The following is a 25,658-nucleotide window of genomic DNA, read 5'->3' on the forward strand; positions in this document are numbered from 1 at the left end:
GACATGAGCCTGTCCCCCGAACTTTTGTTGCATGGCTATTCCATCGGTATCTTTCCGATGGCCGAGCATCGCGATGACCCCGAGCTGTTTTGGGTCGATCCCAAGTTTCGCGGCGTCTTTCCACTGGACGGATTCCACATTTCCCGAAGCCTGGCGCGCCGTATCCGAAACTGCGGGTTCGATATCTCGATCGACCAGGACTTTTCCGGCGTCGTCGACGGGTGTGCCGACAGGGCAGATACCTGGATCAACGCCGAACTTCATGACCTGTACCGTCAGTTGCACCAAACCGGGCATGCGCATTCACTGGAAGTCTGGGAAAACAACACGCTGGTGGGGGGCGTCTATGGCGTGACCCTGGGCGCAGCATTCTTCGGCGAAAGCATGTTTTCAAGACGCAAAGACGCCTCGAAAATCGCCCTTGCCTATCTTGTGGACCGCCTGAGGCAAACCGGATTCCGTCTGTTTGACACGCAGTTTCTGACCGCGCATCTGGCCTCTTTGGGCGCAATCGAAATTCCGCGCGGCGCCTACAAGAAAGAGCTGGAAGAGGCCTTGAACCACAGCGCCGATTTCACGGCACCGCTGAATCAGTCGGCGGCAGGTGTGATACACCGTATGACCCAAACGTCATAACGCGCGTGATCCAGCGCGTTCAACGCGGGGGAGGTTGCGATCATCCAACCGTCAAACAGCTGATCCGCCTTCCCGCTCTCCCAGATGGTCAGATAGGCGAACGCGTCACCCGTTGGATTGTCAACGGGAAAACGGCAATCTCCCAAGGCAACATCCAGCCCAAATACCGCTGCCGTCTCGCCGGTTTTCAATTCAACATCGACGGTCTGGCCGTTGACCTTGTCGAGGCCCCGCAACATTGCCCCGGGTCCAGATTGAACTTTCTGCTGCGCAGCCGCACCAGTGGCGGCCAGCAACAAGGCAAGAAACGCGGCGCGTATCATTCGCTGCCGTCTCCGGCTACGAACTTGACCAGAAGAGAAATCAGGCTGACCGCGCCCTGCGTATCCTCGATCTCATCGCCGGGATCAAAGTAGAATGGCGACCCACCGGGCATCACCTCGACGAAATTGCCCCCCAGCAGACCTTCTGAGGAAATGACAATGGCACTGTCGTCCGGCACCAGAATCCCGTCCGCAATCGTGAAAGTCGTGTCTGCGCGGTAGGTTTCAGGGTTCAGGGTGACGCCCGTTACGGTTCCGATCTTGACGCCGGCAAGGCGAACATCCGTGCCGACACCCACCCCCTCCAGAGATCTGAAAGACGCACCCAGTTCATATCCAGCAGCCCCTTGCGACAAGCCCGTCGATTGGCTGGCATAGACACCAAATGCCACAGCACCGGCCAAAACGACGCCGCCGACAAGAACTTCGGTCCAGTTATGGGTCGACATTTTCGCCTCGTTTATTCCGGGCTCCAGGCCTCATAGTCCTTACGTTCAACCGGTTCCGCGCGACGCAGAGATCCGGCAGGAGCATAGGCCAGCGCGGTGCCAGTCAGGTTTTCCTGATGTGGTTTTTCCCAGGATTTATGCGGCAGCGGTTTATCTGTCGGAGGTTCGTCCCAAGTGCGATGCAACCAACCATGCCATTCAGGATCAACCCGGCTGGCTTCGGCCTCGCCATTGAAGATAACCCAACGCTTGCTGTCATCGGCATTGCGATAGAACACGTTGCCTTCATTGTCTTCGCCCACTTTCACGCCCTTGCGTGCAGTGTAGATCTGAGTGTTCAAAGTTGACCCATTCCACCAGGTCACGGCTCGCAAAAGACTGTTCAGGATTCCCATCGGGTACCTCCGGCATTTCGTCGAAGAAAGGTATGGACCAAAGGCCCGCCAAGGTCCAGTGCCCTGATACCACCTGCGTCACTCCGGCAGAAAGGCGGTCACTTCGATCTCGATCCTGTATTTCGGATCAATCAAACCGCATTCAATCATTGTCGCTGCCGGAGGATTGGTGCCAAAAGTTTCGGCCAGGATCGGCCAGCACGGCTCGAACTCGTTGCGATCGGGCAGCATGTATGTGACCCGAACCACATCGTCAAAGCCTGCGCCCGCCTCAGACAGCGCTTTGCCGATGATGTCCAGCGCAGACCGGCATTGCGCCACCACGTCCTCGCCCTGCCCGACGGTCCCGGCGACGTGAACCCATCCGCCCGCGACCACCGCACGGCAGTACCCGACCTTGGCTTCGAACTCACCGCCCGAAGAAATGCGCTTCACTGCCATAATTCGTCACCTTTGTGGTTCGAAAACTTGCTAAAGCTTCCGCCGCCTAACTGCGCCGACACCCATGTGCGAGCGACGGATCCACAGCTTCATCTGGCTAAAAATATTCCGGGGGGATGCCCGAAGGGCAGCGGGGGCAGAGCCCCCTGAACCGGTTCAAGTGAAGTCCCACCGTCGCGGCAAATAGCCCGGCCTCAGCCCGCCGAGGCCGATTCCTTGGCCGCATCGGCATAGATGAACAGCGGCTGCGCGTCGGACATCACCGCCTCTTCGTTCACCACAACCTCGCTGACATTTTTCATGCCCGGCAGTTCGAACATGGTGTCCAGCAGAATATCCTCGAGAATAGACCGCAGACCGCGCGCACCGGTTTTGCGCTCGATGGCCTTTTTTGCGATTGCCTTCAAGGCATCATCCGTAAAGGCCAGTTCAACATCTTCCAGTTCGAACAAACGCTGGTATTGCTTGACCAATGCGTTCTTGGGTTTGGTCAGGATGGTCACCAGCGCGTCTTCATCCAAATCCTCAAGCGTCGCCAGAACCGGCAGACGACCGACGAATTCCGGGATCAGCCCGAATTTCAGCAGATCCTCGGGCTCCAGATCCTTGAATATCTCACCCACACCGCGGTCGTCATTGTCGCGCACATCGGCACCAAAGCCCATGGCCGAGCCTTTGCCACGCTGCGCGATGATCTTGTCCAGACCCGCGAACGCGCCGCCACAGATGAACAGAATGTTCGTCGTATCAACTTGCAGGAATTCCTGCTGGGGATGCTTGCGGCCACCCTGTGGAGGGACGCTGGCCACTGTCCCTTCCATCAGTTTCAGCAAGGCCTGCTGCACGCCCTCACCCGACACGTCACGCGTGATCGAAGGGTTTTCGGATTTGCGGGTAATCTTGTCGACCTCATCGATATAGACGATGCCGCGCTGCGCGCGTTCGACGTTGTACTCACTCGCCTGCAACAGCTTGAGGATGATGTTTTCGACATCCTCACCCACATAGCCGGCTTCGGTCAGGGTCGTCGCGTCGGCCATGGTAAACGGCACATCCAGAATACGCGCCAGCGTTTGCGCCAGCAGCGTCTTACCGCAACCGGTCGGACCGATCAGCAGGATATTCGACTTTGCCAGCTCGATATCGCTGCCCGCTTTCTGAGCGTGGTTCAAACGCTTGTAATGGTTGTGAACGGCCACCGACAGAACCCGCTTTGCCGTGGCCTGACCGATTACATAATCGTCCAGTACTTCGCAGATATCCTTGGGCGTCGGAACACCGTCAGATGACTTCAGCCCGCTGGCCTTGGTCTCTTCGCGGATGATGTCCATGCACAGCTCAACACATTCATCACAGATGAAAACTGTGGGGCCTGCGATCAGCTTACGGACTTCATGCTGGCTTTTGCCACAGAAGCTGCAGTAGAGCGTGTTTTTTCCATCGCCGCCTGAATTCGTCGCCATGATCTACCTTTCGGGCTTCGTCCCTGCGCCCCTTTTCGGGGGCGCTTACACCTGTGTGTGCAGCTTAGGCCAGCACTCTGGCGGCTACAATCTCAAAATGACCCCCGCGCCGGTGACGCGAGGTATCGGCCTCAGGCCTCTTCCGTGTCCATTTTCGCTCGGTTTTCGACAATCTCGTCGATGTGACCCCATTCCTTGGCCTCTTCCGGGCTCATGAAATTGTCACGATCCAGCGCTTTTTCGACCGCCTTTTTCGTCTGCCCCGTATGACGTACGTAGATGTCATACAGGCGATCCTTCAGCTTTTGCGTCTCGGCCGCGTGAATCATGATGTCGCTGGCCTGACCCTGATATCCGCCACTGGGCTGGTGCACCATGATGCGGCTGTTGGGCAGTGAAAAGCGCATTCCCTTCTCGCCCCCGGCCAAAAGGACCGAGCCCATTGAAGCCGCCTGACCGATCACCAATGTGGAACATTTTGGCTTGATGTATTGCATTGTGTCGTAAATCGACAAACCGCTGGTCACCACCCCGCCCGGCGAGTTGATGTAGATCGAGATTTCCTTGTTGGGGTTTTCCGCCTCGAGGTGCAGCAATTGCGCCACAACAAGATGGCTCATCCCATCATGAATCGGTCCGTTGATGAATATGATCCGCTCTTTCAGCAGGCGGGAGAAAATATCATAGGCGCGCTCGCCCCGGCTGGTCTGCTCAACGACCATGGGAACAAGTGTATTCATGTAGGTTTCTACGGGATCGAACATTCGTAACCTGCCTGTTTAGCTATGGATCGGGACAATATCCCAACAAGTGTTATCTGAGTCTTAGTGTCGGCTAAGGGGGGCTGCAAGGGGGGCAAGTGAGAACGCTGACCGAATAGCGATCATCATCAATCGTCAAGGCGAACCATCTGTTGTTTCCGGCAACGATCCGCAGATCGCCTTAAAGTGAATCATCTGCCCCCTCGCGTTGCGGGAACGTTCAATCCGAATTCCCCTTTCATACATCACGCTATTTTGATTCATACATATAGAAATGAATGTACGAAACATGTAGTGAAGGGTCTCACACTCACGTCTCTTTACGTAACGGAAACAACACCCGGCCAACGGGTTTGCAAGGAACTCAATCGATGGCACTTCCTCAGCTGTCCAATGACATGTCAAAAGAAGATTTTGACCGCATGGTCACCAACGCGACACGCGCTTCCAATTTTCTCAAGGCAATAAGCCACGAAGGCAGATTGATGATCCTCTGCCATCTGGTGTCCGGTGAAAAATCCGTCACCGAACTGGAAGAATTGCTGTCCGCCAGACAAGCCGCTGTATCACAGCAACTTTCCCGTCTGCGACTTGAAGGGTTGGTGATACCTCGCAGGGAAGGCAAAGCCATCTATTATCGTCTGGCGGATGATCGTCCCCGCCGCATGCTCGAAGTCGTTTACGAGCTCTTCTGCAGCGACGACCGGACCTAGGAACTGGCTCCGGCTGCTAAAAGGTGCTACCGAAAAACAATCGAGCACCAAGGAGACGAACATGATCCGCGTAATTCTGATGGGCCTGAGCCTGTTTGCACTGACTGCCTGCGAAACCGCCAAAGGCGCCGGCAAGGATATCGAAAAAGCCGGAGATGCCATCCAAGGCGCAGCAACCGACGTGCAGGAAAGCCTGTAATACACTTTATTTTGCGCCGCACGCGGGCTTTCTCTCAATATATAGTTGAAAGACACGGCATGCCGCGGTAGCTTGCCCTTACAGGTGCATAGACGCGGCATTGCATCATCTGACGCTAAATCGGGGCTCTTTCGCACACGCAGAAGAGCCCCGGTCCCTTTCGGCAGGGGTGAGTGGTAGCCTGTATGAAACCGAAATCCGGCAAAGGAAAAGGCGCCAGGTGCGCAGACGCGGTCTTTGCATGCATCCTTTCGGACACTCCTGACGCCTTACCGGGTCGATGCGCTCCGAAGAGCACCCGATCCAGTTGCTACAGCCCCCTGAGAGACTGCAGCGACTGCATTGTCCCCGAAGAGACATCACAGCATGCATCGGCCTTCTGAGAAGGTAACCATCCGACTTGGGCATGAAGCCCTCACTCGGCTGATCACCCACCGGTAAGCCATTGCAGTTCAACGCAAATCCTAAGATCCAGTCTCTCTGCCAAGACCCCCGGGCCTTTGCGTCCCACCTTCGGTTCCGAAAAACCTGTGTGGTGTTCAGACTGTTGCAGCATGCCTTGTATCTGACAAGAAAATAGCACCGCAGCATGAAAATTAGACGGGGATAAACTGTTGGTATCTGCCGGGAAATCTTTGTGGATAATCCGAGAAGTTTCGACTCCACGCATGTTTGTCCCGGGACATTTTCAGGCCTGAACCTGAGCCCGGTTTTTGGCCCAATGCTGCGGGCGCAAAGGCCACCGTACGCGCCATTAGTTGAGAATCGAAGGATTTGTACAACTTTCGGACCACCAATCTTTCGAATCGTACATACGGAGATTCGCCGATGCGTTGCACCATTTCCCATGCGCGCGCCCATTTGGGCGCTCTGGTCACCCGCGCACAGGACCCGCGAGAAGTGATCATACTGACCCGGCACGGTAAACCGCTGGCCGCTCTGGTCTCGGTCGCCGAAGCGAAGCGGATCTGGCATTTGCAGGATGATGACGAAATCGGGTGGAAACATCCGCTGTCGGGCATTCGCGGGATGTGGTCGCGGGGACGCAACATCCCCGGAATGGAACCGGGACCGGACGGCAGCTATGTCACCGCGCGCGAAGCCGCGCTGAAGGTTCGCGAGATCCAGATGACCCGTGCCGAGGAACGCCGCATTCTTGCGCGGGGTGGTCTGGATCCTGTCGCAGGCGGTGAACTGGCCGCCCGGCCCGTCTCCTCGCTGTGGAGACGATTGTTCCGTTTTTGAGAAGCGGTCCGACCCGCGCGTGGCAACCTACTAACCTCCGCCGCAGTCAAAATTGCAGCAGCGATACTTACCCCCTACAATCGCCCGGGCCGGACACGCTTCAGTTCACCTGACGTTCCAGAACGGTGCTGTAGGTCGTTCCGTTCCGCAGGCTACGGAAATCGGCAAAGATCTTGCCATCTTCGTACCGCGCATCGATCAACGCATTCGCGCCGATCAGCAGAGGTGAGGTTTCGACGATGCCGATGCTGCCCGCCCCATCGAGGCTGATGGTGCCGGTGGCCTCGTATTCATTCCAGTCGGTATCGCCATCGCGACGCCATTTGCTGTGCCCCCAGAAAACGTTGCCGTCCTGAAGCTGCACATCCAGCATCCATTCGGCCTGATTGAACCGGGGCTGATCGCCTTTGTAGTAATGGCTGGGCTGGACGGTCGTGTAGGACCCCAGCCAGGTGCCGCGCAGGTCGGGCGTGGTATCGGCCAGCGCGGCCGTTCCAAGGGCGAGGGTCGTGGCCAAAGCGGCTGCTCCGGCAGTCATGTATCTGGTCATGGGCTCTCTCCTTCTGTCTGGTAAACAGATTGGGAGCGCCCGGGCGGGTTACAACTTACTTAAGGGAAACTTCATGATTGGTTCAGCGGCGGCTTAGAATGGGGCTTCAGGCCCAGGCCAGAGCTGTCCCGACAATGACCAGCGCGATGCCAATCCCCTCGCGATAGGAAAAGTTCTCGCCAAACAGGAAATACGAGGCGATGGCGATCAGCACGACCTCGGCCCCCAGAATGCCGGTATAGATGATGCCCAACCGTTCGTTGCGCAGCGCGGCGAGTTCCAGCGTTGCGGCGGCCAGCAATGTAGCGACGATCAGAAGGGTCAGACCAACACCGGGGAGTTTCCACCAGAATTTCATCGAGATCATGGCAACGGAATAAAGACCCGCCGACCCGAGGGCGATGAGGGGGATCATGGATGTTGACATAGGGGCCTCCTGCCGAGGTTGCCGGCGCGTCAACATTAGCAGGGGGGCGGTGTCGAGGCTGTGAGGTGGGTCACAGTGGCAAATGGTTGGAGTGAAGCCCGACTTAGTTGGGGCGTATGTTCACATCGGCCAATCGGCGTGACCATGCAGGAGCATTGGGTTTTGTGACGACAGAAGTCACGTTGAGGCCCGCCCGATGCTTGCGGGCTTTCCATTTACCTTTCCCGTCAAACTTCTCCCGTCAAACTTCAAACGATTTTAGAGATACCATTCAATTTAGCCGCATTCGTCTGGGATGCGATAATATTCAACAACTTAACAAGCATTTTTTTCTCCATGATTGTCATTGACTTAGCATAGATGGTGCAGCAACGATACTAAGGCAAGGTATATTACAAAAGGTTTATTTTAGCATGATTGAGATGAAAATCGTACTGCAAGGTGGCGGCGCTAAACTGTTGACACTTTTGTCTGCGGTTCACGGAGTTCAAAAACTGACTGACGACGGTCAATTAAGTTTCTCGGAGGTTTCCGGGTCATCGGCAGGCTCAATTGCAGGATTGGTACTCGCTTTGGGGCTTCCTGCAGACAGAGTCAGGGAGCACTTCAAACAAGAAAACATGCGCCGACGGCTCGCGCAACTAAAGCCCCCCTCAAAGGCAGATGTTTTCTGGAAGACAATCTCTGGATCAACCGTCTTGCGGGACAGCGTGATAAAAGAGGTAGTTTATGAAATTTTCAGCCTCGCTGGTATCAAGGATGACAAAGAAACGATTTCACTCAAATATCCACTAAAGGTAACCGTAACTGACATACATAACCAAGAAGTGGATTTCTTCAGCATTGAAGGCAAGTCACTAAAAGAGGGCGTACAAACAGTCGTCGACAGTTGTGCGATTCCGATTATTTTTAGGAACCACAACGATACTGTTAATGCTGACAAAGCTGACGGCGGGTTGTTCGAAAATTTCCCTACTTCCAAACTGGTTGAAAACTACGATCCAAACCGAGTTATGGGTCTTAGCTTTCGAAAAGACTACCCCAACAAGCCCTTTCGCGAGACTTCAGATTGGAAGCTTAGCCAATACGTTGGAAAAGTAATATCCGCCGCAATTAACGCGAATATCTCTGCCTCGCTAAGAGAATTGCCAGAAGAGAACGTCATTCAGTTACCTTCCGACTTTGACATGTTGAGCTTTGACACAGCTATCAATGAAATGCTGCTGTCCGAAAAAAGGCATTTGGAAATTTCCGATCTAACCTACTCGAAAACCACTGAAATCATGGACAAAATCCGTGGCATGGACGAAAAACGGGAATGGAGCGAAAAAACGCTGATCCCTTTCACGTACGAACAGATGACAGCTGCCTGTGCAGACCTTCTAAAATTGAGGAGAAACAATAAGCTAGACCTAGATGCCAAAGTCTACGTTGAGCTCAACAGTCAATGCTCGGAATCCGATCCAGCATATAAGAATGGGTTCGATACATTTTATCAAAAAATGATCTACAAAGTTCCTGAAGAAGGGATTGATTGCCTTGGAGTTGTAATTAGCGAATACGAGAACGAAGCGGAATTTGCGATGTATGCTGACATCATCGCACGCGATGAATTTGACAACAAACTTCCTCTTGTGGTTCTTCCAGCCAAACCGAGTGACTTAAGTAAAGGCTTCAAAGTACTTGTTATTATGTTTAAAAAGTGTCTGCTACCGGGCGACACTAAGACGATTACTCTAATTCAACGCGAACTAATTAAAGATCAGTTTACAAAAATCGCGACCGAAGGTTGGGACTACATGGAGTATTCTCCTGCCACACAAGGCAAAATTGAGAATTTGACAATCGCGTTTGGCGTTCCCGCTGAGAAGGCAAGCCTTTACTATATAGAAGCCGCCACTTCTCCATACTCCAAAGATAGTGAAGAGTACGAATTTACCGATGGATCCGTTACATCGGAAACAAGTTGGTTAGACGAAATAGCGACACCAGGAATCAAGGTTCTGTCAGTTGAGGCCAAAGAAGCTACCGGACCAGACAAAGTATTTACTGCGTTGCTAAAAAAGCTAACGCGCACCTAACTATCCATCTTCAACGCCGAAATAAACGCCTCCTGCGGGATATCGACCTTCCCGAACTGGCGCATCTTTTTCTTACCCGCCTTCTGCTTGTCCAGCAATTTGCGTTTCCGCGTGGCGTCGCCTCCGTAGCATTTGGCGGTCACGTCCTTGCGCAGGGCGGACAGGGTCTCGCGGGCGATGACCTTGCCTCCGATGGCGGCCTGGATCGGGATTTTGAACATGTGGCGCGGGATCAGGTCCTTGAGCTTTTCGCACATCGCCCGGCCCCGCATCTCGGCCCGGTCGCGGTGAACCATGGTTGACAGCGCGTCAACCGGTTCGTCATTCACCAGCACCGACATCTTGACCAGATTGTCCTCGGTATAGCCGGTCATCTGGTAGTCGAACGAAGCATAGCCCTTGGTCACCGATTTCAGGCGGTCGTAGAAGTCAAAGACAACCTCGTTCAGCGGCAGGTCATAGACGACCATGGCGCGGCTGCCTGCATAGGTCAGGTCCAGCTGGATGCCGCGGCGGTCCTGGCAGAGTTTCAGCACGTCGCCGAGGTATTCGTCTGGCACCAGAATGGTCGCCTTGATGCGCGGCTCCTCGATATGGTCGACCTTCGAGGGGTCGGGCATGTCGGCGGGGTTGTGCAGCTCGATCATCTCGCCGTCTTTCATGTAGACGTGATAGATCACCGACGGCGCGGTGGTGATGAGCTCGATATCGTATTCGCGTTCGATGCGGTCGCGGATGACCTCGAGGTGCAAGAGGCCAAGGAAGCCGCAGCGGAAGCCAAAGCCGAGTGCGGCCGAAGTTTCCATTTCAAAGCTGAAGCTGGCATCGTTGAGCGCCAGTTTGTCGATCGCATCCCGCAGGTCTTCGAATTCGGCCGAGTCCACCGGGAAAAGACCACAGAAAACCACCGGCTGCGCGGGTTTGAAGCCCGGAAGGGCCTCTTCGGTGCCGTTGCGGTCATTGGTGATGGTGTCACCGACGCGGGTGTCGCGGACCTGTTTGATGGATGCGGTGAGGAAGCCGATCTCACCGGGGCCAAGGCTGTCAACCATCTCCATCTCAGGCCGGAAGACGCCGACACGGTCGACATGGTGCAGGGTGCCATTCGACATGAACTTCACCCGCATGCCCTTTTTCAGCGTTCCGTCCATGATGCGGACCAGAACGATGACGCCCAGATAGGCGTCGTACCACGAATCCACCAGCATCGCCTTGAGAGGCGCGTCCAGATTGCCCTTCGGTGCGGGCAGGTGCTGTACGATTGCTTCCAGAGTTTCGTGGATGCCCTGCCCCGTTTTGGCGGAAACCTGAATGGCATCGGTCGCGTCGATGCCGATCACATCTTCGATCTGTTCGGCCACGCGGTCACAGTCGGACGCGGGCAGGTCGATCTTGTTCAGCACCGGCACGATCTCATGATCCGCGTCGATGGCCTGATACACGTTCGCCAATGTCTGCGCCTCGACCCCTTGGGTCGAGTCGACCACCAGCAGCGAACCCTCGACCGCGCGCATGGACCGCGAGACTTCGTAGGCGAAATCCACGTGGCCGGGGGTGTCGATCAGGTTCAGCACATACTGTTCGCCATTGTCGGCGGTATAGTCGATGCGGACGGTGTTGGCCTTGATGGTGATGCCGCGTTCGCGCTCGATATCCATGCTGTCGAGCAGCTGTTCCTTCATGTCGCGATCCTTGACCGTTCCGGTCTCTTGGATGAGCCGGTCAGCAAGGGTGGATTTGCCATGGTCGATATGCGCGACGATGGAGAAATTGCGGATATGAGCGAGGTCTGTCATGGAGTGGGATATGTCGGGAGTTTTGCCCCTCGTCAAGCGTTGAAGCGTTGCAAAAAAGGTCCCACCCGCGCCTTTCTGTTCAGCGGCATTTACCCGAAATCAGCGAATAGTTAAGATGATCGCATCATCTGGCCGTTTCAAAAACAGAAAGCAGGGAAGACTTGGCCGATTATTCGATCTTTGTGTTGGGTGAAGGTCAATTGTCCGTCTCTGTGGCGCAGGGTCTGGACGGGATCAATCAGGGCACGGGGATACATCTTATTGGCGAGACGATTACAATCAATTCGCGCACTGCGACCGAAGTTTTCATCACGGATGCCGGATCGGACACCAACTTTTCCGACAATGATGGCAATCAGCGGTTAAACGGCGATCAGACAATCGATGTTACGCTTTTCGCCAGCGGCACGCGTGTTGAAGCCGAATATGGTATTACTTTGACAGACGGGACAACCACGTGGCAGGCGGTTGCGTTCAACGTGAACAACTCATCACCGGCATATGGAACCGTCGAGGGCATCGCATTCATCGGCGGACCCGGACAGTTTCCACCAGCCGGAGTCCCTCTGACGGTCGTCAGTACACAAGAAGGCCCAAGCTTCGCATCAAACGCATATGTCAGCCCCATTTGCTACTGCCGTGGGACACTGATCGAAACCAAATCCGGATACCGCCCCATCGAAATGCTGAAGCCGGGTGATGAGATTTGGACCCGTGACAATGGCTATCTACCCGTCATCTGGACGGGCGAACAGGCTGTCATCACAGCCGGACGTTTCAGAATGGTCGAAATTCCCGAGGGAACGCTTTCGAATTTCGCGCCTTTGAAAGTGTCACAGCAACACAGAATGCTGGTTACGCACCCTTTGGCTGAAATCCTTTGTGCAGAGAACGAAGTGTTTGTTCCAGCCATCAGCCTTGTTGATGCGAGCATTGCAACATTGTGCAGAGAAAACAGTGCAATTTACCATCATCTGCTGCTTGAGACACATAATGTCATTAACGCCAACGGAGCAATTTCCGAAAGCCTGCTGCTGGCACCATCCACCAGCGGCCAGAACCCGGATGATCTGTTCTTTCGCAGCCTGGTCGATCAGGATACATATGCCGTTGAAACCGCGAGGCTGACGCTGAAGAGAAAAGAGGCAACATTCCTGATCAACAGCATCTTGTCCGTTGATCCAAACTCCAGTTTGATTCATACTTCGCCGCAGGCCGAGAGGGGCGCAAGATCCCTCCGGGCAGGCAAAAACGAGGCATGAGCATGAAACAGTTACTCTTAATCGCATTTTGTGCGGCATCGCTGACGGCTGTGGCTCCGGTTGCGGACGCGGCGCAGATCAAGCGGGCGTGTCTGGCGTCGGATCGGTCAGCAGCGACGCGGGATCGGTGCAGTTGCATCCAGCGCGTAGCAGATCAGGCGCTTACCCATAGCGATCAGAAAACCGTGGCCAAGTGGTTCACTGACCCCCATCAGGCGCAACAGTTAAAGATGTCGCAGACCGCGCGCGATGATGCGCTGTGGGACCGGTATCAGAACTTTGGCCAGATGGCACAGGCGATCTGCAGCTAAGCCCTTCTGAAACCTTGACCTGATCCACGCTGCGCCCCAGAAAGGCGCAGCGAAAGGTGTATCTTATGGTGATGAAAGGGCTGACCCTGCGGGGCCTTGAGGTGTTCGAGGCTTTGGCGCGGACGGGATCGGTGGCACAGGCCGCCGAGATCACGGGGCTCAGCCAGCCATCCGTTTCCCAACAGTTGCGCAATCTGGAAAAGGCTCTGGGCACCGAACTGGTCGATCACGGGCGCCGACCGATGCGCCTGACACAGGCCGGGCGCAGCTTTCTGGTGCGCGCCGAGGCGGTTCTGGCCGAGCTGCAAATGGCACAAAGCGAATTGTCAGTCATGGATCTGGGGCATCTGACCACTTTGTCCATCGGGCTGATCGACGACTTCGACAATGATCTGACCCCGCGGCTGGCCACGTTGCTGGCAGACAGTCTGACCCGATCGAATTTCAAGCTGATCACCTTGTCGAGCCTCGATCTGTTCGAGGCCTTGGCCGAACAACGCCTGCATATGGCCGTCACCGCCCATAGCGGAGAAGTGCTGGAGGGGGTGGTCGAGTACCCTCTGGTCCGGGATCCGTTCATTCTGGTTGCGCCTCAGGGGGCGGGCGGAGTGGAGGCTGTGCAGAACAGCCTGCCGTATCTGCGCTATGCCCGCGAGCAGTTGATCAGCCGGCAGATCGAGGCGCATATGGCGCGCGGCGCGCAGGAGTTCGAGGAACGGTTCGAGATCGGCTCGCACATGGCGCTGATGGCCATGGTTGCACGGGGTCTGGGTTGGGCGATCACGACGCCGCTGGGTTTCATGCGCGCCGCGCGGTTCCATGACGGGCTGGAGGCCCACGCTGCCCCGTTCGGGGATTTCTCGCGCAGCATATCATTGCTGGCGCGAACGGGCTGGTCCGATCAGGTACCGCAGGAGGTGGCGGGCATGACACGGCGTCTGATGCAGAACCAGATCGTTGACCCGGCTTTGGCCAAACTGCCCTGGCTGAGCGGATCGCTGCGGGTGATCGGCGGCTAACTGTCCAGATGGGCGGCAAGCCCCTCGACCGCCGCTTCGATCAGGTCCAGAGCGCCATCGAAATCCCGCGTGTAATATGGGTCAGGCACATGATCCGCGCCGGCTTCAGGGGCGAAATCGGTCAGCAGGCGCACCGGGGTGTCACTGCCGACGGGGCGCAGATCCTCGATATCCGCGATGATGTTGGCGTCCATGCCCAGGATCAGGTCGAAGCGGTCGAAATCGGCAGCGGTGAACTGACGGGCGCGCAGGTCGCCCAAGTCGATTCCCCTGACCTTCGCAGCTGCCTGCATCGGGCCATAGGGCGGTTTCCCCGCATGCCAGCCCATGGTTCCGGCACTATCGGTTACGTGATGCGGCGCGCGGGCGCGAAAAACGCCCTCTGCCGCAGGCGAGCGGCAGATATTGCCCAGGCAGACAAAGAGGATACGGTGTGACATGTACCATGCTGTACCGCGCGGAGGAGAAATGGAAAAGATCGTGATTCTGACCGGGGCCGGAATATCCGCCGAAAGCGGGTTGAGCACCTTTCGCGATGAGGGTGGATTATGGGCCCAGCACCGCATCGAGGATGTAGCCACACCGGAAGGATTCGCCCGCGACCCTGCACTGGTTCAAGGGTTTTACAATGCGCGGCGGGTTCAGGCCTCCAAAGTTCAACCCAATGCCGCTCATGAGGCACTGGCCCGGCTCCAACGGGACTGGCCCGGGGACGTCGTGATCGTGACCCAGAACGTGGACAGCCTGCACGAGGCCGGCGGCGCAAAGGATGTCATCCACATGCACGGAACTTTGGCGGGCGCGCTGTGTTCAGCCTGTGGCCATCGCTGGACCGCCCCGCCCGAAATGGCGGTTGGGGAATCCTGCCCCGCCTGTGCGCGGCCCACGGCCCGGCCCGATGTGGTCTGGTTTGGAGAGATGCCCTATTTCATGGACGAGATTTATGACCACCTGACCAGCGCGTCGCTTTTTGCCGCCATTGGCACCTCGGGTCAGGTTTATCCGGCGGCAGCGTTCGTGCACGAGGCACAAGCGGCGGGCGCTCGGACGATCGAGATCAATCTGGAACCGTCGCCGGGCGCATCCGGGTTTGATGAAAGACTTGTCGGCAAAGCGACCCAGACAGTTCCGCGATGGGTCGGGCACCTGCTTGCGCCGCACAGTTAAAGTACAGACAACACTCGCTTAATTCGGTTAGACTGCCCCCGAAACGACTGGAGGACAAGAAATGACGGATCAGGACCCCCGGACTGGTGAAATTCTGGATGAAGGCAGCATGGCCGGGCGCGACATGCTTGGAGAGCAGCTTTCCAGCCTGTGGTGGACCTTTCTGCTGCGCGGAATACTGGCTGGGCTTGTCGGTATTGCAGCACTGTTCTGGCCGTCTGGCAGCATCGCGTTGCTGCTGCGGCTGGTTGGTGTGCTGCTGATCCTCGATGGTGGCCTGACGCTTTTGGGCGTTGGGCGTCGTGGGGTAATGGGCGGCGCTGCAATCGGTGCGCTTCTGATCGGGCTTGTCCTGCTGATCTGGCCGGAAGGGACGGTCAAACTGGCCTTTTTCCTGATGGGCGCATGGGCGCTGATCATCGGGATCGGCTCGCTGGCGGCATCTGGGCAAATGCACGAGAGAGACCCTCAACGCGGCTCCATGCGCGTTTCGGGTTTTGTCGCGCTTGTGGTCGGACTTGTTTTGATGATCTGGCCAGCGGTCGCGCTTGTTGCGCTGGGATGGGGCATCGCCTTTTCGGCGCTGGCCATTGCCGCGGTCATGTTCTGGCTGGCATCCCGTTTCCGCCAGGCCGGTGACCGTGTTGGTATGAAAACCATCAACAAATAGCACCAGTGGCGGCCGCAGAAACAACAGGCCGGGCAATGCCCGGCCTGACGCATGGATGACGGCCGCAGCGCGGCCCGAAGACAGGCGTTGCCCTAGTTCGAATGAGATCCGTGCCCGCCCATGTCCTGACGCTCCAGATCGACCGGGATTTCGATTTCAACCTCGCCAGCCTTTTCAAAGATCAGCGTCACCGGAACCATGGCGTCCTGCTCGAACGGTTCGGTCAGCCCCATGAACATCACGTGGTCGCCGCCACGTTTCAGCATGTGGGTTTCACCTGCCGGAATGGCAAAGCCTTCCTCGACATGCACCATCTTGGCCACGCCATTGTCGTCGACTTTGTGCGTATGCAGTTCAACCCGGGCAGCGGCATCCGACGTCACGCCGACCAGACGGTCGTCCGCATCGCCCAGATTCTGGATCATCATGAACGCGGCGCCTGCCTTAGCGGTCTTTCCCGACGACCGGGCATAGGCGTCATCAACTTTGATAGTGCCTTCGGCAAAAGCAGGCATGGCCAGGGTCACGGCGGCCAGGGTTGCAAACAGAGTAGTTTTGAGGGACATCGTGCCTCTCCTGTATTGTAGGTTTGAAAAAGTAGCGTCTTCAAACACGTACAGGCGGCGCGCGCGCCGGGGTGCCGGGGACCGGCAAGGCGATTTGATTGACCAGATGTCGCAGCGGCGCTATCTGCGCCCGCTCTGGCGCCATAGGCATGGGCGGCAGGGCAACGGCGACCGCGCCCATCAGGGACAGTGCGTAATCCGGGCAGTAATGCGGTGGCGCGGTGGGCTGTCCGTTTTCGTCCATATAGACAACGACCGGACCGGTGCCTGTGCACAACACCATCTGACCCACGGCCCTGTCCATGCCGCGGGACACGGCAAGGCCCTGCCCGGTCAGAACCAAAAGCAGGGACAGAACATAAGGCAGGAATCGTGTTATGGCTGGTCTCATCCTGACCCGGGTATAGGTCAGTCGGCAGAGTAGCTTCAAGCGCCAAAGGGTCGCGCTTGAAGCTGGTTTCAGTAATCAATTCCCGGTCGTTTCACCTTGCTTGTATTGAAGCTGGTGTGGGAACGATTCACCCTGCGCTGCATCCGCGTACAAGCCGAAATTGCTTTGCGAAAAACCGCGGCCAGAAACAGGAAAAGGTAGAAACTTTTTAACGTCATAGTGAGGCCCCCGCCTGATGAATGACAGTGACGATAGGTCAGATTCGGCATTCCGTATGTGAAGCAATTCACCAATAGCGGAAAATAATTTCGAAATTGAAAACAGTGTCGGGCTGCAGCGGGCGGCTCAAAACGAAAAAGCCCTGCACCAAAGAGGTGCAGGGCCTGAAAATCAATCCGCGAAAAGGCTTAGGCCGTGGCTTGCGCCTTGGCGATTTCCTTCTTCACTTTCAGTGCGTTCGCCGACAGTTCTTCATCCTTGGCTTTTGCCAGGAATGCGTCCAGACCACCGCGGTGGTCAACCGAACGCAGGGCGGCTGCCGAGATGCGCAGCTTCACGCCGCGGCCCAGGGTCTCGGACTGCAGGGTAACGTCATTCAGGTTCGGCAGGAAACGACGACGAGTTCTGTTTTTGGCATGGCTGACATTGTTGCCAGTCATCGGGCCTTTTCCGGTCAGTTCGCAACGGCGCGACATGGTTTCTTCCTTTGTTTCTGGAGGCCGGGCACAAAGCCCTCGGCCAAATCACAAGGGGCACAACCCGAAGTCGCGCCCGAAAACTGGTTGGATGCGTGTAGTGGGAATCGCAGGAAGGGTCAAGACGGACCGAACGAATTCTTTCATTTTGCGCCCGCCTTTGAAACCTTGCCCCCTTTCACCCCGTCAGCTCAGCGTGCCAAGCAGTTCCTCGGCCGCGCGGGCCGGGTTCAGACGCCCGGCCGAGACTTCGGCGTTCAGGCGTTCCATCTCGGCCTTGGCCTGCGGCGTGTCGAGCCGGGCCAGAAGGGCATGGCGGACTTCCTGATCGAACCAGTATCGCGCCTGGGCGGCCCGGTTGGCTTCCCAGATACCGTTGTCGCGGCGCCACCGGGTCAGGAATTGCATCTCGTGCCAGGCTTGCTCCAGCCCCTGTTCTTCGACCGCTGAAACGGTCATTGCCTTGGGGAAACCTTCGGGATCCTGCGGGCGCTTGCGCAGCAATCGCAACGCACCGGCATAGTCTGCGCATGTCCGGGTCGCCGTGGCCTTCAGGTCGCCATCCGCCTTGTTGATCAGGATGATATCGGCCATCTCCATGATGCCACGTTTGACACCCTGCAATTCGTCCCCACCCGCCGGGGCCAACAGCAACAGGAACAGGTCCGACAATTCGGACACCACCGTTTCGGACTGCCCGACGCCCACGGTTTCAATCAGCACCACGTCATAGCCTGCGGCCTCGCATAGGGCGATGGCCTCACGCGTCCGTCGGGCAACGCCCCCGAGATGGCTCTGGCTGGGGGAGGGGCGGATAAAGGCGTTCTTCTCGCGGCTCAGGCGTTCCATCCGGGTTTTGTCCCCCAGAATCGAGCCCCCTGAACGGGCAGAGCTGGGATCGACTGCCAGAACCGCGACACGCAGCCCCTGCCCCGTCAGCATCATGCCAAAGCTTTCGATGAAGGTGGACTTGCCCACCCCGGGCGTACCCGACAAACCGATCCGGAGCGCCTGACGCCCCGATCCCGCGAGCTGGGCCAACAGCTCGCTGGCCTGTGCACGATGATCGGCACGATTGCTTTCCACCAGTGTGATCGCGCGAGCCAGCGCCCGGCGCTCGCCCTTCAAAATCCTGTCGCTGAGGCTGTCTGTCTGCATTCTTGTCCCGATCCTAGAGGCAGGAATAGTTGCCGCGCTCGGGGGGTGTTTGTCCAGACCGCAGGTCGCCGGAAATACGATCAAAGCGAAAGCTGCGTCAATTCGTGCGTCGCTTGGCCGTTCAGGGTTGGACCTGCAGCCCCAGTGTCACCAGAACACGCGCGGTGCAGGAACTGGACGCCACCTGCATGATCGCCGATAAGAGCCGGATGACGATACGCCTGCCCATCGACGACGCCATTCCCGAACTGCTGGACAGATTGCGCGCGCAGGGTCGCGCGGTATTGCAGGCCTCACCGGGGGCGGGCAAGACCACGCGGGTTCCCCTGGCAATGCTCGAGGCGGGTTTGTGCGATGGCAGGATCGTGATGCTGGAACCCCGGCGGCTGGCGGCCCGGGCCGCGGCCGAACGGATGGCCGAGACGTTGGGAGAGCGCGCGGGCCAGACCGTGGGATACCGTGTGCGCGGCGAGGCGAAAGTGTCGAAAGACACCCGGATCGAGGTGGTGACCGAGGGCATCCTGACCCGGATGCTGCAATCCAACCCGGATCTGCCGGGAATTGGCGCAGTGATTTTCGATGAATTCCACGAACGATCTCTGAACGCCGATCTGGGGCTGGCCTTGTGCCTCGAGGTGACCGACGCATTGCGGGACGATCTGATCCTGCTGGCCATGTCAGCCACGCTGGATGCGGATCCCGTCGGTGCGTTGATGGCGGCGCCTCTGGTCACATCGGACGGGCGCAGTTTTCCGGTTGAGACGCGCTGGCTGGATCGGCCATTGGGGCCGCAAGCGCGACGGTTGGATGCGTTGATCGATCTGGTGGTGCAGGCCGAGCGTGAGACGCAAAAATCCGGCGGCGGAATTCTGGTTTTCCTGCCAGGAGAGGGCGAAATCCGACGCGCTGAAAGCCTTTTGAACGGTCGGTTGCCCGACAGTTGCGTGGTGCGCCCGTTATTCGGAGCCATGCCCTTTGCAGCCCAGCGTGCCGCGAATGCCCCGGTGGAACATGGGCGCAAAGTCGTGCTGGCGACGTCGATTGCCGAAACCTCGCTGACGATCCCCGACATCAAGGTCGTGGTGGATATGGGACAGGCCCGGCGGGCTCGGTTCGATCCGGGATCGGGCATGTCCCGGCTGGTGACCGAACGGGTGACCCGGGCCGAGGCCACACAGCGCGCGGGCCGGGCCGGACGGGTGGCCGAAGGGGTGTGTTACCGGCTCTGGTCGAAGGGGGAAGACGGTGCGCTGGCCGCCTACCCGCCTGCCGAGATCGAAGCGGCTGACCTGACCGGGCTGGCGCTGGAGCTGTCCCTGTGGGGCGCCGACCCGGCCGATCTTGCCTTCCTGACTCCACCTCCCGAAGGGACGATGGCCGAGGCGCGGGCTTTGCTGACGATGCTGGGCGCACTCGACACCAATGGACGGATCACCGAACATGGGCGCGCCCTGGCGGCACTGCCCTTGCATACCCGGCTGGGGCACATGCTTGTGCGGGCCGGTCCGAACGCCGCCCCGTTGGCGGCGTTGATGGCCGAGCGTGACCCCCTTCGCGGTGCGCCGGTGGATATCACCCTGCGGCAAGAGGCGCTGCGCGATCCCCGGGCCTTTCAGCGCAACAGGGTCTGGCAGGTCAACATGGGCGCAGTGGATCGGATCAATGCCGAGACCAGACGGCTGCGGAAACAGGTCAAGGGCGACTCGGCCGATCTGAGCTCCGCCGCCATGGCTGCGCTGGCCTATCCTGACCGCATCGGGCAGCGGCGCAAGGGTGACGCGCCGCGCTATGTGCTGTCAGGGGGGAAAGGCGTTGTTCTTGACAGTGCGGATTCACTGGCCAACGCGCCGTTTCTGGTCGCCATCGACACGGATGGCAACCCGCGCGAGGCGAAGGTCCGGATGGCCACCCAGATTTCGGAACGCGACATCCGCGATCTGTTCGCGGATCAGATCGGCTGGGTCGAGACCTGCGCCTGGTCCAAACGCGAGCGGCGGGTCGTGTCGCGGCGGCAAGAGCGGTTCGGCGCGATCACATTGGACGACCGCATATGGAAGGACGTCCCGGACGACGCCGTGGCCCGCGCGATGCTGGATGGGATACGCGATCTTGGCCTGCGGCTGGAGGGTGCCGCCGCGCGCTTGGCCGCCCGTGTCGAACTGGTGCGCGCCGATGGCGTCGATCTGCCCGATTTTTCGGTCGCAGGCCTGATGGCCGACATGGAGGACTGGTTGCTGCCCATGCTGTCAGGGGTCAAAAGCGCTGAAGACTGGAAGAAATTCGACCTTTTGCCCGCCCTGCGCGCGCGGTTGGACTGGGCACAGATGCAGGAACTGGACCGGCGAGCTCCGGGGTCATTTGAAACGCCGCTGGGGCGCAAGGTTCCAATTGATTACAGCGCGGCCGTGCCGGAAATCTCGGTCCGCTTGCAGGAAGTGTTTGGCGTGACCCGACACCCGGCGATCGGCGGCCAGCCTTTGAAGATCACTCTGCTGTCACCGGCGCAGCGCCCGATCCAGATAACGCGTGACCTGCCCGGTTTCTGGGCAGGCTCTTACGCGGATGTACGCAAGGACATGAGGGCGCAATACCCCAAACACCCCTGGCCCGAAGACCCGACCCAGGCTGATCCCACGCTGAGGGCAAAACGCAGACGTGACTAGAGCCGTCAGCAAAGCCCGAGCCTTGCCCACAATCCACAAAACAACCCAGAAAACCCTCAAAAAATCGGCCAAACCCGGCCAAAACTGGAAGGTTTAATTGAAACTCACCATTTCCGTTGTTAAGTCGTATCAACTTTGAAGGCATAGAGTAGACTGACAAAATAGCTGATGAATGCATGGCTGCAAAATATCTGGGAAGAGGTAGGACGACCGCTGTTCCTGCGCCCCCGACGGGTGCAGTTTGCGGCGTTGTGCACCCGCACTTATGACGGGCAGGACCAGGTCTTGCTGATCACCAGCCGTGACACCAAACGCTGGATCATCCCGAAAGGCTGGCCCATCGATGGTTTGAGTGGCGCGGAAACAGCCCTTCAGGAGGCCTGGGAAGAGGCCGGGGTGCGCGCGGATGCGGTTCACGATGAACCCATCGGCCAATTCACCTACGACAAGATCCTCAAAGACGGATCGGCGCAACCGGTATTGACCAATGTCTACAGGATATCGGTGCGTGCGCTGGCCGATGACTTTCCCGAGGCCGATCAGCGCGAGCGCGGCTGGTTTGCGCCGGCTGAAGCTGCCACCCTGGTGCAAGAGCCCGAGCTTCAGGCTTTGTTGCGCAGATTGTAAGGAATTCGCAACATTTCGATGGCACCCAGCTTGCCTGAGCATCCGGATACCGTTAGTGGCGCACGATCTTTCAATATCTGACCAAGTTCATGTCTGACACGAATCCGAAACCACGCTGGCAAACGTTGGACAGCGACCTGCACCGAATTTCGCGGGTCGAAACCGCCAACATCCATGTCGCGCGCCACCTGCTGGCACCGGGGGTCGCACTGGCCTTCATGGCGCTTGCCGGGCTGACGGCGGCGGTCCTGTTCGGTCGGGCGGATGGCAGCAATGTCGTGGTCGCGGCGGCCGCGTTCGGGGCCTATATGGCGATCAATGTCGGTGCCAATGACGTGGCCAACAACATGGGCCCAGCGGTCGGTGCGAATGTGCTTACCATGGGCGGCGCCATCGTGATCGCCGCCATAGCCGAAAGCGCAGGTGCGTTGCTTGCGGGGGGTGACGTGGTCTCGACCATCTCAAAGGGGATTGTCGACCCCGCCTCGGTGCAAAACAGCGAGGTGTTCATCTGGGCCATGATGGCAGCGCTGATATCTTCGGCCATGTGGGTCAACCTGGCGACCTGGATCGGCGCCCCTGTGTCCACAACGCATTCAGTCGTGGGCGGGGTGATGGGTGCAGGCATTGCAGCAGCGGGCCTGAGCGCGGTGAGCTGGGGCACGATGAGTGCAATTGCAGCCAGCTGGGTGATTTCGCCGATGCTCGGGGGGGCGGTTGCCGCGGCTTTTCTGGCGCTGATCAAGTCGAAAATCCAAAATCAGGACGACAAGATCGCCGCCGCGCGAAAATGGGTACCTATCCTTTTGGCGGTGATGGCGGGGGCCTTTGCCACCTATCTGTCCGTCAAAGGCCTGCAACGGATCGTGCATATCGACCCCAAGATGGCCCTGTTGATCGGGTTGGGCGTGGGGCTGCTGACCTGGTCCGTGACCGTCCCGTGGGTCAAACGCAGATCCGAAGGGATGGAGAACCGGACCCGGTCGCTGAAGACGCTGTTTGGCCTGCCGCTTGTGATCTCGGCCACGTTCCTGAGCTTTGCCCACGGCGCAAATGACGTGGCCAATGCGGTCGGCCCGCTGGCTGCGATTGTCCACGCAGCCGAGTTCGGAGAGTTCGCCGCGAAAGTTCCAATCCCGCTTTGGGTGATGATCATCGGAGCGTTCGGGATTTCCTTCGGTCTGTTCCTGTTCGGCCCCAGGCTCATTCGGATGGTGGGCCGCCAGATCACAAAGCTGAACCCGATACGCGCCTTTTGCGTTGCCCTGTCGGCGGCGATCACCGTGATTCTGGCCAGCTGGCTTGGCCTGCCGGTCAGTTCGACCCATATCGCTGTTGGAGCAGTCTTTGGCGTCGGCTTCTACCGCGAGTGGGATTCCGAGCGCCGGCGCAAACGGGGAAAGCTTCAACGCAAAGCACAACACCTTGCCCCGGAAGAATACCGCCGTCGCAAGCTGGTACGGCGGTCGCATTTCATGACCATCGTGGCCGCGTGGGTAGTCACCGTGCCCGCCGCCGCAACCATGTCGGCCGTCATTTACTGGGTGCTGACCGCGTTCGCCTGAGGGATGACGTCAGAGCCTGATCTGTTCCGGCGACAACGGGTGATCGGGTGCATGTTTGATCAGGTCAGACACCTGCGTGCAGATGGGTGTCGGCACTCCGGTTTCGTGACCCATCCGGATGATTTGACCTTGCAGGCTGTCAATTTCCGTTTGCCGCTCAGCCATGAGGTCATAGGCCATGGACGTTCGCGCGCTCGGGTCGATTGTCAGCATCCGGGCCGCGATCCTGGTGAACAGCGGTGTCGGCAGCCGCAGAATATGCGGGGTCATCCATGCCGGAAGCGGTGTGGTCGAAGCCACGGGATGACCCGCCGCCTTGAGGACGGTCAGCGCCTCGGACATCTGATCCGCCATGAGATTGCGCCAGTCGCGGTTCATCAGCTGATCCACCAGCGTGAGGCCCGACAAGGCATTGAGCGCATTGTTCAGGTTGATCACCAACTTGCCCCATTGCACGGCTTCGATCTGGTCGCTGGACGTGACGGGAAGGTCTGCGCTGCTCAGCTGCGCGGCCAGATCACCAGCACCGCTTTGGATGACGATCTCTCCGGACGTGGCCCGATGATAGGTGGCGGGGGCAGTTGGCACCACGTTGAACGGAACCATTCCGGCGCGTATGTCGCGCCCGGGAAGGGCATTGCGCAACGTCTCGGCGGCCTCGATCCCGTTTTGCCAGGACAGGATCGGGGCATCCTGCCGCGCAAAGCGCTCAATTTGTTCGGCCATGTCTGCGGTTGCACCCGATTTGACGGTGACGATGACCAGTTCGGCCTGATCCAGACAGGCCGGATCTTCGCTGAGCGTCAGAGATTCCGGCGGGACCGTGTAATCAAGGCCATCAAAGTCAGTAACCTTCAGCCCGTGCTCTCGGATCGGGTCCAGCACACGGGCGCGGCCCAGCAAGGTCACGGAGTGCCCCGACCGGGCCAGCAAAGCACCACAGTAACAGCCGATGCTGCCCGCGCCTGCAAGGACAAGTTTCATGATACCCCCTCCGGTACACCCGAAAAGGATCACCGCAAACGTCCTGTGACACAAGCCCGCTTGCCCCCGACGTCACGCGCTAGCGGGCCAGCCGGGGTTTGGTGCGCTCAAGCTCTTTGGAAATAGGGATAAATTCCTGATCGTCACCCGGAGGCAGTTGAAATGCACCATTGGCCCAATCGGCGCTTTTCCACTCACGGGTTGCGGTTTCGATCTTTTCCTTCGAAGACGAAACGAAATTCCACCAGATGTAGCGGTCTTCATTCAGGGTCGCTCCGCCCAGCAGCATCAGCCGCGCGCCCAGCGCACCGGCCTTGACAGACAGCTTGTCCCCGGGCCGGAACACCATCATGCGGCCCTCGTCAAACCTGTCACCCGCGATTTCGACCGAACCTTGCGTGACATAGACACCTCGATCTTCGTGGTCGTCAGGCAGAGGCAAAGACGCGCCGGGTTCCAATTGCACGTCGAGATAGAAGGTTTCGGACAGCATCGTGACCGGGCTGGTCTCACCATAGGCTGAACCCAGGATCAACCGGGCGCTGACGCCTGCATCCTGAATATGCGGCAACGCGGCCTGTTTGTGATGTTCGAAATCCGGGGCCATATCCTCATGCGCTTCGGGCAAGGCGATCCAGGTCTGAATGCCGAACAGGCTGTGTTTCCTGCCGCGCGTTTCGTCACTGGTGCGCTCGGAATGGGTGACACCACGCCCTGCAACCATCCAGTTGACCTCGCCGGGATAGATCATCTGATGTGTGCCAAGGCTGTCACGGTGCTCGAATTCGCCCTGGTACAGATAGGTGACCGTGCCCAGTCCGATATGGGGGTGGGGCCGCACGTCGATGCCGCCTTCGGTGATGAATTCAGCGGGGCCCATTTGATCGAAAAAGATGAACGGGCCCACCAACTGTCGTTTTACCGAAGGCAACGCGCGGCGCACTTCGAACCCTCCCAGGTCACGGGCACGCGGGATGATTAATGTGTCCAGCGCCGGATTCTCCGAGATGCAGTCCGGATTGTGTGTCGGGTTCCAACTCATTTCAGCTCTCCCTTCGTTGCAGATGGTCAGGCCACCCGCGTTCACTCAGGTAAGAAATA

Annotated in this window: 29 protein-coding genes; 13 read left to right on the forward strand and 16 right to left on the reverse strand. The window is 58.4% G+C overall.

What is annotated here, in order from left to right; all coding sequences use genetic code 11:
- Window positions 1–3: 3 nt before the first annotated feature.
- Window positions 4–636, forward strand: coding sequence for a leucyl/phenylalanyl-tRNA--protein transferase (gene aat / locus GS620_RS12815; RefSeq protein ID WP_216597906.1), 633 nt, complete (start codon window positions 4–6; stop codon window positions 634–636).
- On the opposite strand, the gene GS620_RS12820 is transcribed toward aat, so the two are convergent.
- From GS620_RS12820 to GS620_RS12845, 6 genes are all read right to left on the reverse strand, one after another.
- Window positions 591–959 carry a DUF2155 domain-containing protein gene (locus tag GS620_RS12820; protein ID WP_171117650.1) on the reverse strand — a complete coding sequence of 123 codons (369 nt, stop codon included), beginning with the start codon at window positions 957–959 and terminating at the stop codon, window positions 591–593. The genes aat and GS620_RS12820 overlap by 46 nt on opposite strands.
- A complete protein-coding gene (gene mlaD / locus GS620_RS12825; RefSeq protein WP_170345068.1) occupies window positions 956–1,408 on the reverse strand; it encodes an outer membrane lipid asymmetry maintenance protein MlaD in 453 nt (150 codons plus the stop codon). The genes GS620_RS12820 and mlaD overlap by 4 nt, the downstream gene beginning before the upstream one ends.
- Before the next feature lie 11 nt (window positions 1,409–1,419).
- Window positions 1,420–1,803 (reverse strand): NADH:ubiquinone oxidoreductase subunit NDUFA12, encoded by a 384-nt coding sequence (locus GS620_RS12830; RefSeq protein WP_152457346.1) that lies wholly within the window; start codon window positions 1,801–1,803, stop codon window positions 1,420–1,422.
- Between the two features lie 78 nt (window positions 1,804–1,881).
- Window positions 1,882–2,244 (reverse strand): RidA family protein, encoded by a 363-nt coding sequence (locus GS620_RS12835; protein WP_171330238.1) that lies wholly within the window; start codon window positions 2,242–2,244, stop codon window positions 1,882–1,884.
- Window positions 2,245–2,438: 194 nt separating this feature from the next.
- Window positions 2,439–3,707: an ATP-dependent Clp protease ATP-binding subunit ClpX gene (gene clpX, locus GS620_RS12840; RefSeq protein WP_152457344.1), complete on the reverse strand. Its 1,269-nt coding sequence runs from the start codon at window positions 3,705–3,707 to the stop codon at window positions 2,439–2,441.
- Window positions 3,708–3,838: 131 nt separating this feature from the next.
- Complete coding sequence (locus GS620_RS12845) at window positions 3,839–4,471, reverse strand: ATP-dependent Clp protease proteolytic subunit (protein ID WP_117869644.1); 633 nt, start codon at window positions 4,469–4,471, stop codon at window positions 3,839–3,841.
- Window positions 4,472–4,839: 368 nt separating this feature from the next.
- On the opposite strand from GS620_RS12845, the gene GS620_RS12850 reads away from it, so the two are divergent.
- The 3 genes from GS620_RS12850 (at window position 4,840) to GS620_RS12860 (ending at window position 6,625) form a co-directional block, all read left to right on the forward strand.
- Window positions 4,840–5,181 carry a helix-turn-helix transcriptional regulator gene (locus tag GS620_RS12850; RefSeq protein ID WP_152457343.1) on the forward strand — a complete coding sequence of 114 codons (342 nt, stop codon included), beginning with the start codon at window positions 4,840–4,842 and terminating at the stop codon, window positions 5,179–5,181.
- 61 nt (window positions 5,182–5,242) lie between these two features.
- Window positions 5,243–5,380: an entericidin A/B family lipoprotein gene (locus GS620_RS12855; RefSeq protein ID WP_152457342.1), complete on the forward strand. Its 138-nt coding sequence runs from the start codon at window positions 5,243–5,245 to the stop codon at window positions 5,378–5,380.
- 828 nt (window positions 5,381–6,208) lie between these two features.
- Entirely contained in the window at window positions 6,209–6,625 is a 417-nt protein-coding gene (locus tag GS620_RS12860; RefSeq protein WP_152457341.1) for a type II toxin-antitoxin system Phd/YefM family antitoxin, read from the forward strand.
- Between the two features lie 100 nt (window positions 6,626–6,725).
- Here GS620_RS12860 and GS620_RS12865 read toward each other — a convergent pair whose 3' ends face one another.
- Complete coding sequence (locus tag GS620_RS12865; RefSeq protein WP_171616204.1) at window positions 6,726–7,175, reverse strand: hypothetical protein; 450 nt, start codon at window positions 7,173–7,175, stop codon at window positions 6,726–6,728.
- A 106-nt stretch (window positions 7,176–7,281) separates the two neighbouring features.
- Entirely contained in the window at window positions 7,282–7,602 is a 321-nt protein-coding gene (locus GS620_RS12870) for a hypothetical protein (protein ID WP_050603250.1), read from the reverse strand.
- Window positions 7,603–8,024: 422 nt separating this feature from the next.
- Here GS620_RS12870 and GS620_RS12875 point away from each other — a divergent pair, with 422 nt between their 5' ends.
- Entirely contained in the window at window positions 8,025–9,683 is a 1,659-nt protein-coding gene (locus GS620_RS12875; protein ID WP_171616206.1) for a patatin-like phospholipase family protein, read from the forward strand.
- Here GS620_RS12875 and lepA read toward each other — a convergent pair.
- Window positions 9,680–11,479 (reverse strand): translation elongation factor 4, encoded by a 1,800-nt coding sequence (gene lepA / locus GS620_RS12880; RefSeq protein WP_171616209.1) that lies wholly within the window; start codon window positions 11,477–11,479, stop codon window positions 9,680–9,682. The two genes, GS620_RS12875 and lepA, sit on opposite strands and share 4 nt — an antisense overlap.
- 161 nt (window positions 11,480–11,640) lie before the next feature.
- On the opposite strand from lepA, the gene GS620_RS12885 reads away from it, so the two are divergent.
- The 3 genes from GS620_RS12885 to GS620_RS12895 all read left to right on the forward strand — a co-directional run bounded on the left by GS620_RS12885 (window position 11,641) and on the right by GS620_RS12895 (window position 14,071).
- The gene (locus tag GS620_RS12885; RefSeq protein ID WP_171616211.1) at window positions 11,641–12,741 is read left to right on the forward strand and encodes a Hint domain-containing protein; all 1,101 of its coding nucleotides are present in this window, start codon (window positions 11,641–11,643) and stop codon (window positions 12,739–12,741) included.
- Between the two features lie 2 nt (window positions 12,742–12,743).
- Complete coding sequence (locus tag GS620_RS12890; RefSeq protein WP_171616212.1) at window positions 12,744–13,052, forward strand: hypothetical protein; 309 nt, start codon at window positions 12,744–12,746, stop codon at window positions 13,050–13,052.
- A gap of 65 nt (window positions 13,053–13,117) precedes the next feature.
- Window positions 13,118–14,071 (forward strand): LysR family transcriptional regulator, encoded by a 954-nt coding sequence (locus GS620_RS12895; protein ID WP_171117629.1) that lies wholly within the window; start codon window positions 13,118–13,120, stop codon window positions 14,069–14,071.
- Here GS620_RS12895 and GS620_RS12900 read toward each other — a convergent pair.
- Entirely contained in the window at window positions 14,068–14,511 is a 444-nt protein-coding gene (locus GS620_RS12900) for a low molecular weight protein-tyrosine-phosphatase (protein ID WP_171616214.1), read from the reverse strand. The two genes, GS620_RS12895 and GS620_RS12900, sit on opposite strands and share 4 nt — an antisense overlap.
- Window positions 14,512–14,539: 28 nt before the next feature.
- On the opposite strand from GS620_RS12900, the gene GS620_RS12905 reads away from it, so the two are divergent.
- On the forward strand, window positions 14,540–15,238 hold the full coding sequence (locus GS620_RS12905; protein ID WP_171616440.1) for an NAD-dependent deacylase: 699 nt from the start codon (window positions 14,540–14,542) through the stop codon (window positions 15,236–15,238).
- Window positions 15,239–15,299: 61 nt separating this feature from the next.
- The gene (locus GS620_RS12910; RefSeq protein WP_171616216.1) at window positions 15,300–15,908 is read left to right on the forward strand and encodes an HdeD family acid-resistance protein; all 609 of its coding nucleotides are present in this window, start codon (window positions 15,300–15,302) and stop codon (window positions 15,906–15,908) included.
- A gap of 92 nt (window positions 15,909–16,000) precedes the next feature.
- On the opposite strand, the gene GS620_RS12915 is transcribed toward GS620_RS12910, so the two are convergent.
- From GS620_RS12915 to meaB, 4 genes are all read right to left on the reverse strand, one after another.
- Window positions 16,001–16,474 carry a copper chaperone PCu(A)C gene (locus GS620_RS12915; protein WP_152457330.1) on the reverse strand — a complete coding sequence of 158 codons (474 nt, stop codon included), beginning with the start codon at window positions 16,472–16,474 and terminating at the stop codon, window positions 16,001–16,003.
- 40 nt (window positions 16,475–16,514) lie between these two features.
- Window positions 16,515–16,865: a hypothetical protein gene (locus GS620_RS12920; protein ID WP_171616218.1), complete on the reverse strand. Its 351-nt coding sequence runs from the start codon at window positions 16,863–16,865 to the stop codon at window positions 16,515–16,517.
- Window positions 16,866–17,272: 407 nt separating this feature from the next.
- Window positions 17,273–17,560: a 50S ribosomal protein L28 gene (rpmB, locus tag GS620_RS12925; RefSeq protein ID WP_050603240.1), complete on the reverse strand. Its 288-nt coding sequence runs from the start codon at window positions 17,558–17,560 to the stop codon at window positions 17,273–17,275.
- 186 nt (window positions 17,561–17,746) lie between these two features.
- Window positions 17,747–18,718: a methylmalonyl Co-A mutase-associated GTPase MeaB gene (gene meaB, locus GS620_RS12930; protein WP_171170748.1), complete on the reverse strand. Its 972-nt coding sequence runs from the start codon at window positions 18,716–18,718 to the stop codon at window positions 17,747–17,749.
- Between the two features lie 188 nt (window positions 18,719–18,906).
- Between meaB and hrpB the strand changes: the two genes are divergently transcribed.
- The 3 genes from hrpB to GS620_RS12945 all read left to right on the forward strand — a co-directional run bounded on the left by hrpB (window position 18,907) and on the right by GS620_RS12945 (window position 23,573).
- A complete protein-coding gene (hrpB, locus tag GS620_RS12935) occupies window positions 18,907–21,381 on the forward strand; it encodes an ATP-dependent helicase HrpB (protein ID WP_371809806.1) in 2,475 nt (824 codons plus the stop codon).
- Window positions 21,382–21,549: 168 nt separating this feature from the next.
- Entirely contained in the window at window positions 21,550–22,008 is a 459-nt protein-coding gene (locus tag GS620_RS12940) for an NUDIX hydrolase (RefSeq protein ID WP_152457326.1), read from the forward strand.
- An 89-nt stretch (window positions 22,009–22,097) separates the two neighbouring features.
- Complete coding sequence (locus GS620_RS12945; RefSeq protein WP_171616220.1) at window positions 22,098–23,573, forward strand: inorganic phosphate transporter; 1,476 nt, start codon at window positions 22,098–22,100, stop codon at window positions 23,571–23,573.
- A gap of 9 nt (window positions 23,574–23,582) precedes the next feature.
- Here GS620_RS12945 and GS620_RS12950 read toward each other — a convergent pair whose 3' ends face one another.
- Window positions 23,583–24,557: a 2-dehydropantoate 2-reductase gene (locus GS620_RS12950; protein ID WP_171616222.1), complete on the reverse strand. Its 975-nt coding sequence runs from the start codon at window positions 24,555–24,557 to the stop codon at window positions 23,583–23,585.
- 79 nt (window positions 24,558–24,636) lie between these two features.
- Window positions 24,637–25,599, reverse strand: a complete 963-nt coding sequence (locus GS620_RS12955; protein WP_171616224.1) for a pirin family protein — start codon at window positions 25,597–25,599, stop codon at window positions 24,637–24,639.
- Window positions 25,600–25,658: the final 59 nt, after the last annotated feature.

Origin of the sequence: Ruegeria sp. HKCCD6428 (genome assembly GCF_013110595.1) — a bacterium.
In the GTDB taxonomy this organism is placed as follows: domain Bacteria; phylum Pseudomonadota; class Alphaproteobacteria; order Rhodobacterales; family Rhodobacteraceae; genus Ruegeria.

What these genes read in the sequence shown, in the direction of transcription:
- aat (WP_216597906.1), top strand. Translation starts at nt 4, where the DNA reads ATGAGCCTGTCCCCCGAACTTTTGTTGCATGGCTATTCCATCGGTATC.
- GS620_RS12820 (WP_171117650.1), bottom strand. Translation starts at nt 959, where the DNA reads ATGATACGCGCCGCGTTTCTTGCCTTGTTGCTGGCCGCCACTGGTGCG.
- mlaD (WP_170345068.1), bottom strand. Translation starts at nt 1,408, where the DNA reads ATGTCGACCCATAACTGGACCGAAGTTCTTGTCGGCGGCGTCGTTTTG.
- GS620_RS12830 (WP_152457346.1), bottom strand. Translation starts at nt 1,803, where the DNA reads ATGGGAATCCTGAACAGTCTTTTGCGAGCCGTGACCTGGTGGAATGGG.
- GS620_RS12835 (WP_171330238.1), bottom strand. Translation starts at nt 2,244, where the DNA reads ATGGCAGTGAAGCGCATTTCTTCGGGCGGTGAGTTCGAAGCCAAGGTC.
- clpX (WP_152457344.1), bottom strand. Translation starts at nt 3,707, where the DNA reads ATGGCGACGAATTCAGGCGGCGATGGAAAAAACACGCTCTACTGCAGC.
- GS620_RS12845 (WP_117869644.1), bottom strand. Translation starts at nt 4,471, where the DNA reads ATGTTCGATCCCGTAGAAACCTACATGAATACACTTGTTCCCATGGTC.
- GS620_RS12850 (WP_152457343.1), top strand. Translation starts at nt 4,840, where the DNA reads ATGGCACTTCCTCAGCTGTCCAATGACATGTCAAAAGAAGATTTTGAC.
- GS620_RS12855 (WP_152457342.1), top strand. Translation starts at nt 5,243, where the DNA reads ATGATCCGCGTAATTCTGATGGGCCTGAGCCTGTTTGCACTGACTGCC.
- GS620_RS12860 (WP_152457341.1), top strand. Translation starts at nt 6,209, where the DNA reads ATGCGTTGCACCATTTCCCATGCGCGCGCCCATTTGGGCGCTCTGGTC.
- GS620_RS12865 (WP_171616204.1), bottom strand. Translation starts at nt 7,175, where the DNA reads ATGACCAGATACATGACTGCCGGAGCAGCCGCTTTGGCCACGACCCTC.
- GS620_RS12870 (WP_050603250.1), bottom strand. Translation starts at nt 7,602, where the DNA reads ATGTCAACATCCATGATCCCCCTCATCGCCCTCGGGTCGGCGGGTCTT.
- GS620_RS12875 (WP_171616206.1), top strand. Translation starts at nt 8,025, where the DNA reads ATGAAAATCGTACTGCAAGGTGGCGGCGCTAAACTGTTGACACTTTTG.
- lepA (WP_171616209.1), bottom strand. Translation starts at nt 11,479, where the DNA reads ATGACAGACCTCGCTCATATCCGCAATTTCTCCATCGTCGCGCATATC.
- GS620_RS12890 (WP_171616212.1), top strand. Translation starts at nt 12,744, where the DNA reads ATGAAACAGTTACTCTTAATCGCATTTTGTGCGGCATCGCTGACGGCT.
- GS620_RS12895 (WP_171117629.1), top strand. Translation starts at nt 13,118, where the DNA reads ATGGTGATGAAAGGGCTGACCCTGCGGGGCCTTGAGGTGTTCGAGGCT.
- GS620_RS12900 (WP_171616214.1), bottom strand. Translation starts at nt 14,511, where the DNA reads ATGTCACACCGTATCCTCTTTGTCTGCCTGGGCAATATCTGCCGCTCG.
- GS620_RS12905 (WP_171616440.1), top strand. Translation starts at nt 14,540, where the DNA reads ATGGAAAAGATCGTGATTCTGACCGGGGCCGGAATATCCGCCGAAAGC.
- GS620_RS12910 (WP_171616216.1), top strand. Translation starts at nt 15,300, where the DNA reads ATGACGGATCAGGACCCCCGGACTGGTGAAATTCTGGATGAAGGCAGC.
- GS620_RS12915 (WP_152457330.1), bottom strand. Translation starts at nt 16,474, where the DNA reads ATGTCCCTCAAAACTACTCTGTTTGCAACCCTGGCCGCCGTGACCCTG.
- GS620_RS12920 (WP_171616218.1), bottom strand. Translation starts at nt 16,865, where the DNA reads ATGAGACCAGCCATAACACGATTCCTGCCTTATGTTCTGTCCCTGCTT.
- rpmB (WP_050603240.1), bottom strand. Translation starts at nt 17,560, where the DNA reads ATGTCGCGCCGTTGCGAACTGACCGGAAAAGGCCCGATGACTGGCAAC.
- meaB (WP_171170748.1), bottom strand. Translation starts at nt 18,718, where the DNA reads ATGCAGACAGACAGCCTCAGCGACAGGATTTTGAAGGGCGAGCGCCGG.
- hrpB (WP_371809806.1), top strand. Translation starts at nt 18,907, where the DNA reads ATGATCGCCGATAAGAGCCGGATGACGATACGCCTGCCCATCGACGAC.
- GS620_RS12940 (WP_152457326.1), top strand. Translation starts at nt 21,550, where the DNA reads ATGAATGCATGGCTGCAAAATATCTGGGAAGAGGTAGGACGACCGCTG.
- GS620_RS12945 (WP_171616220.1), top strand. Translation starts at nt 22,098, where the DNA reads ATGTCTGACACGAATCCGAAACCACGCTGGCAAACGTTGGACAGCGAC.
- GS620_RS12950 (WP_171616222.1), bottom strand. Translation starts at nt 24,557, where the DNA reads ATGAAACTTGTCCTTGCAGGCGCGGGCAGCATCGGCTGTTACTGTGGT.
- GS620_RS12955 (WP_171616224.1), bottom strand. Translation starts at nt 25,599, where the DNA reads ATGAGTTGGAACCCGACACACAATCCGGACTGCATCTCGGAGAATCCG.